Raw genomic sequence first — 5,913 nt, forward strand, 5'->3', positions numbered from 1 at the left:
AGATCGGCGCGACATCCAGGAATGTGACGAAAGAACTGGCGGCATAGCGCGTTGCGAGATGCGCATTGATTTCAGCATCGGCAGCGCTCTTCGCCGCTGATTTTGCGCTCGGCAGAATCCCAAGAAGCAGAATTCTTGTCCGCGGCAAGCGCGCATGAACGGCTTCCACAACGGCCTCGACGCCCGCAAAGGTCTCGCTCACGCCGCGCCCCAGATTGGTGTCGTTGGTGCCGATCAAAACAACGGCAACCTTCGGCGCGATACCGTCAAGCTCACCTTGGTCAAAGCGCCAAAGCGTTGCGCCCGTTGTATCCATGCCATAGCCGAGATTGAGCGCCCGGCGCGCGCCGTAGAAACGATCCCAGATCGGTGCGTAATTCTCTGCCGGGTTCGCCGAGTGCTTCTCGTAATTCTGCGTGATCGAGTCGCCGATGAAAACGAGATCGACCGGCGATGCGTGTGCAAATACCCGCTTGGCCGCCATGCGCTCGGGCTGCACGAGATATGGCGCTTCCGCGACATGCTGAACGGGAGCGGCAACGGGCGATTGCGGAGCCGCCACGCATCCGCCGAGAAGGAGCAAGCCGAGCCATATTGCGATCAAAGCGCGCATCGTTCTTCCCCAAAACAAAAGGGAGGCCGAAGCCTCCCTTTCATTCGTCTCATACAGAGTAGTCAGGTGCCAAGCGGCTCCGGCGTGATGCCCGGCCCCTGTCCGGGACGGCCGGTCTGGGGAACGGAAGACACAGGCCCCGTATCCGCCTTCACCGATTCTTCGCGCTCACGCACGGGCGGCTCGCCCCTGAGGAGGCCTTTGATCTCCTCGCCCGAAAGCGTCTCATATTCGAGCAAGCCCTTGGCGATGATGTGCAGATCCTCAAGATCATCCGTGATGATCTTCTTTGCGGTCGCATAACCCTCTTCAACGATACGACGAACTTCCCCGTCGATCAGGCGCTGCGTTTCTTCCGACATGTTCTGCTGGCGCGAAACGGAATGGCCGAGAAACACTTCTTCCTCATTCTGGTGATAGGACAGCGGCCCGAGCTTGTCGCTCATGCCCCAGCGCGTCACCATGGCCTTGGCCATATTCGTCGCCATCGAAATGTCGGACGACGCGCCCGACGTCACCTTGTTGTGACCGAAGATCACTTCTTCAGCGATACGTCCGCCCATTGCGACCGCGAGGTCGGCCTGAAGCTTTTCGCGCGTCACCGAAAGCTGATCGCGTTCCGGCAGGCGCATCACCATGCCGAGCGCACGACCGCGCGGAATGATCGTCGCCTTATGAACCGGATCGGATGCCGGCATTTTCAGCGCGACGAGCGCATGCCCGCCTTCGTGATAGGCCGTGAGGCGTTTTTCTTCCTCGGTCATGACCATGGAGCGGCGCTCCGCACCCATCATCACCTTGTCCTTGGCGGATTCGAATTCCGACATGGTCACGAGACGCTTGCCGCGACGCGCCGCCAGCAAAGCCGCTTCGTTCACAAGGTTTGCTAGATCGGCACCGGAGAAGCCGGGCGTGCCACGCGCAAGCGTGCGCGGCTCGACGTCGGGCGACATCGGCACCTTCTTCATATGAACCTTCAGGATCTTTTCGCGGCCGACAACGTCAGGGTTCGGCACCACGACCTGACGGTCGAAGCGGCCCGGACGCAGCAGCGCGGGATCGAGAACGTCGGGACGGTTCGTCGCGGCGATAAGGATGATGCCTTCATTGGGCTCGAAACCATCCATCTCGACAAGCAACTGGTTCAGCGTCTGCTCGCGCTCGTCATTGCCGCCGCCAAGACCGGCGCCACGATGACGACCGACCGCATCGATTTCGTCGATGAAGATGATGCAAGGCGCATTCTTCTTGGCCTGCTCGAACATGTCGCGCACACGGCTCGCGCCGACGCCGACAAACATTTCGACAAAGTCGGAACCGGAGATCGTGAAGAACGGCACATTCGCTTCGCCCGCAATCGCGCGCGCGAGCAGGGTCTTGCCCGTGCCGGGAGGACCAACGAGCAACACGCCTTTGGGAATGCGTCCGCCAAGACGCTGGAACTTCGCAGGATCGCGCAGGAATTCGACAATCTCTTCAAGATCGTCCTTCGCCTCGTCGATGCCCGCAACATCTTCAAAGGTCACGCGGCCATGGCGCTCGGTCAGAAGCTTCGCCTTCGACTTGCCAAAGCCCATGGCCTTGCCGCCGCCGCCCTGCATCTGGCGCATGAAGAACACCCAGACGCCGATCAGCAGAAGCATGGGGAACCAGGAGACGAGAACGCCGAGGATCGAGGGCACACCATCTTCCGACGGCTTGGCCGTGATCGCGACGCCCTTGTCGTAAAGGCGGTTCACAAGCGAGGGATCGGAAGGCGCATAGGTGCGGAAAGCGCGACCGTCCGCGTAATGACCAGTGATGGTCTCACCGGCAATCGTCACGTCGCGCACATTGCCGCCGTCAACCTCGCTCAGGAGGCGCGAGAAGTTAATCTCGGTTGACGCAGCTTGCTGCACCGGGCTCTGGAAAAGATTGAACAGCGCCACAAGCAACAGCGCGATGATCACCCACAGAGCGAAATTCTTGAAATTGGACAACGGTTTGACCTTCTGTCACCTGGCGTTTCGCAACCGAGGGTAAACTAAGCAGGAGACATGCCAACCCTGCCCCTGTTCTGCCCGCCGGTCTTGAGTGCTTCTAATCTAGATGAAGATAGGGAGCTTGGAAGCATTTACCAAGTAGCGTTTTCCCCGGTTTTCTCCAGAAACCCGGACGGATTATCGCAGGCAGCCGTAAAGCACCTCTTACGTAGCGCCGAATAATCCGCGCCGTAGTGGCATTGCCTCGACCACATATGACGGCTTGATCGTTCCAAAATGAGGAACGGCAAGAAGCGAAGCACCTTTCCATAAGGCCGGGAGCGTCGGCAAAGCCGCCTTCGGTGCATCGGGAAACTCCCGCTTCTGCGCCTTGAGAGCCGCAACGCCCTCAACGCCCAGAGCACGCACTTCCATCTGGCCCGACCGCATTGGCACGCTCTTGAGAGTAATCGCAAACCGTCCATCCCAAATGCCGGTCTCCCCGCGCCTTAAGGTCAGCACCGGCGCGATAAGCGCGGCAGCCGCCTCCCGCAGAACGATGAGCCGCCCCTTGTCGCCGATAAGTTTGCAGCCATTAAGTGTTCGCCCGCGCCCCAGCGTACCGTCCCTGAGCGCCTGATAGAGCGCCGCCAGCGCCTCAAAGCGCGGCGGGTAGTCCGAACCGCCAACGCATTTCAAAATCTCGGCAAGCGCCCGCAGGCCGATCTCTTCCGGTGCAGCGACGAGCCCCGCAATATCAGCTTCGACATGGCCGGTGACGGCGAGAACGGCATGCAGCGCCAATAATGTTCTCGTTTCCGCCTCAAGCGCCACCCGCACCCGCGCCATATGCGCCGCCGTGTCAGCAAGGCGCGCAACATCGAGGCCAAGCGGCGCAAGCTCCTTCAGCAGGCGCCGTGCCTTGACGCGGTCGAAGCGAATATTTTCGTTGCTTGGATCTTCGATCGCCTGAAGCTTCGCCTTTTGCAGCGTCGCCGTCAGTCGTGCCCGCGGCATATCGAGCAAGGGGCGCAGAAGCCGCACGCCGCCAATGCCCAGCGGGCGCGTGGCTGCCATGCCTGCCAGCCCGTCAACGCCGCTGCCGCGCGCCAGCCTTAGCAGAAAGGTTTCGGCCTGATCTTCCAGATGATGCGCGACAAGGAGATCGTATGTGCCTTCGGCAATGCATGCTTCCTCGAGAAGCCGATAGCGTGCGTCCCGCGCCGCTGCCTGAATGCCTGCACTCGGCTTTGCACCGCGCCACGTGAGAATATGATGGGACACGCCAAGCGCCCTCGCCATGCGCGCACAGGCCCGCGCCTCATCTGCCGATTCGGCGCGCAACCCGTGATCGACCGTGAAGGCCACAAGCTTGCGCTGCTTGCCCCTCTTCGCCCATCGGGCAGCCAGAAAGAGCAAAGCCAGAGAATCGGGGCCGCCGGAAAAAGCGATGGCCAAATGGTTCGATGGATGAAGACGAGCTAGACGATCCGCAAACTCGGCTGCGCTTAATGGCGCGGACGAAGTGGATACGGCGCTCATGCCTTGCTCATGCGCAGATGCCTCAGCAGCCCGCCTTCTGGCGTTCCTGCTTGTTGCGTGCAACGACGGCGGGCGACGCTTGCGGGAATTGCTCTTTCAACTGGCCGAACGTGGCGCAAGCCGCATCCTTCTGGCCAAGCGCCGACAAGGTCATGCCGAGCTTCAGCAGGCTGTCCGGCGCCTTGGAGCTCTTGGAATAGGTCGTATAGCCCTTCAGGAAACTGTCGGCAGCGTCCTTGTACTGGCCTTGCACATAATAGGTCTCGCCAAGCCAGTATTGAGCATTGCCCGCCAGCGGGTCTTTCGGATGCTGTTCGAGAAACTGCTTGAACGCGTCGCGCGCCTGCGGGAACTGGCCGCGCTTCAGAAGGTCGATCGCAAAATCATATTGAACCTGCGCCGTGCCTGCAGGCAGCGTCACGGTCGGTGCCGCGGCAGCGACCTTGGCAGGCGCAGCCGAAGCGGCAGGCTTGCTCGCCGCGGCAGGCGCCGCACCGGACTGGCCGGGCGGTGTGAGCGCGGCAGGCGCGCCGGAAGCGGCTCCCGATTCCATATCCTGGAAGCGGAGGTCCGTCGCGGCCTTGTAATTCTGAAGGTCCTGATTCGTCTGTTCGACGCGATGGCTGAGCTCTTCGATGCGGCCGGTAAGGCTGCGCATCTGCTCTTCGATCTCGTTCAGCCGCAACTGCGTGTCGCCGCCTGACGAACCGCCGCCAATATCGCCGCCGGAGCGCATGGGCGCCCCGCCGCTATAATTCTGCTGCATATCGTTGATGGCGCGTTCGACGCGATCGAGCCGGTTATTGACCGCCCGCAGATCCGAATCGTCCGCCCGCGCGTCGAACGATGCGACGCCCGCAAGCCCGACAAAGACGGCAACGCCGCCAGCAACAAGAAAATTGGCTTTTGTCACCTGATCCGCCTCAAGACGATTTCCCCAGCACTTCCCGAAAGCCGCGCCTCCGGCACAATGCATCCTAGCGAGAACTGCGACCAAATTTGGGCGCAGACATTAATGCACCAATCTCTTAACGAAGAGAATGCAGGTCTGAAAACGAAGGAAGCGCCCTCCCGCATCAGCGGAAGAGCGCTCCCGTAACGACCAAACGGCAATTGTGCCGTATTAGCTACCAGCGCCCTCGGCGACAACCGTCACAGCGCGACGGTTCTGGGCCCAGCAATCCTCAGACGACTCGAGGCACACCGGACGCTCCTTACCGTAGGAGACGGTCTTGATGCGCGCGGCGTCGACGCCGAGGCTGACCAGGTAATCTTTTGCAGCGGCGGCACGACGACCACCGAGCGCGAGGTTGTACTCACGCGTACCGCGCTCGTCGGCATGGCCTTCAAGCGTGAACGTGAGGTTCGGATAAAGCTTCATCCATGCAGCCTGACGCTGCAGAGTGGCTTTGCCCTCGTCCTTGATTGACGACTGGTCGAGGTCGAAGAACACGCGATCACCAACGTTGGTGACAAGATCCTGCTGCGTGCCGGGCGTGACGGTCGACGATGACGTGGACGGGGAAGTGGAAGCGTTGCCAGTCTCGGAGCTCGAGCTGCACGCGGCCACCAACAAGAAGGCAGCGGCCACAGCGGCGAACCGCAGGCCTGCATACGGGGACTTCATTCGGGTGCTCTCCATTTTAATCTCAACGGCCAAAGCGGCTCAGAGTTCCTTTATTACTGTCGCATAGCAATCGGCCCAAGCAAAAAGGACTAGCCCTTTTGCCGGGAAGCAATCTCTCTGCAAAGCCGGCCCAAAGGACGCTGGGTTGCCGTACCGCAACAGAATAGTAC

Annotated in this window: 5 protein-coding genes; all 5 read right to left on the reverse strand. The window is 61.0% G+C overall.

Annotation, left to right across the window (positions count from 1 at the left end; genetic code table 11):
* Window positions 1–613: GDSL-type esterase/lipase family protein (locus WA943_RS11655; RefSeq protein ID WP_424470050.1), on the reverse strand; the 613-nt coding region annotated here is incomplete at its 3' end.
* 62 nt (window positions 614–675) lie between these two features.
* Window positions 676–2,592, reverse strand: coding sequence for an ATP-dependent zinc metalloprotease FtsH (gene ftsH / locus WA943_RS11660; RefSeq protein ID WP_424470051.1), 1,917 nt, complete (start codon window positions 2,590–2,592; stop codon window positions 676–678).
* A 207-nt stretch (window positions 2,593–2,799) separates the two neighbouring features.
* Window positions 2,800–4,116 carry a tRNA lysidine(34) synthetase TilS gene (tilS, locus tag WA943_RS11665; RefSeq protein ID WP_424470052.1) on the reverse strand — a complete coding sequence of 439 codons (1,317 nt, stop codon included), beginning with the start codon at window positions 4,114–4,116 and terminating at the stop codon, window positions 2,800–2,802.
* A 22-nt stretch (window positions 4,117–4,138) separates the two neighbouring features.
* Window positions 4,139–5,029: a tol-pal system protein YbgF gene (gene ybgF / locus WA943_RS11670; protein ID WP_424470053.1), complete on the reverse strand. Its 891-nt coding sequence runs from the start codon at window positions 5,027–5,029 to the stop codon at window positions 4,139–4,141.
* A 210-nt stretch (window positions 5,030–5,239) separates the two neighbouring features.
* Window positions 5,240–5,743 (reverse strand): peptidoglycan-associated lipoprotein Pal, encoded by a 504-nt coding sequence (gene pal, locus WA943_RS11675; protein ID WP_424470054.1) that lies wholly within the window; start codon window positions 5,741–5,743, stop codon window positions 5,240–5,242.
* Window positions 5,744–5,913 lie beyond the last annotated feature (170 nt).

The sequence above is a fragment of the Parvibaculum sp. genome (genome assembly GCF_049651025.1).
GTDB lineage: Bacteria > Pseudomonadota > Alphaproteobacteria > Parvibaculales > Parvibaculaceae > Parvibaculum.

What these genes read in the sequence shown, in the direction of transcription:
- pal (WP_424470054.1), bottom strand. Translation starts at nt 5,743, where the DNA reads ATGAAGTCCCCGTATGCAGGCCTGCGGTTCGCCGCTGTGGCCGCTGCC.
- tilS (WP_424470052.1), bottom strand. Translation starts at nt 4,116, where the DNA reads ATGAGCGCCGTATCCACTTCGTCCGCGCCATTAAGCGCAGCCGAGTTT.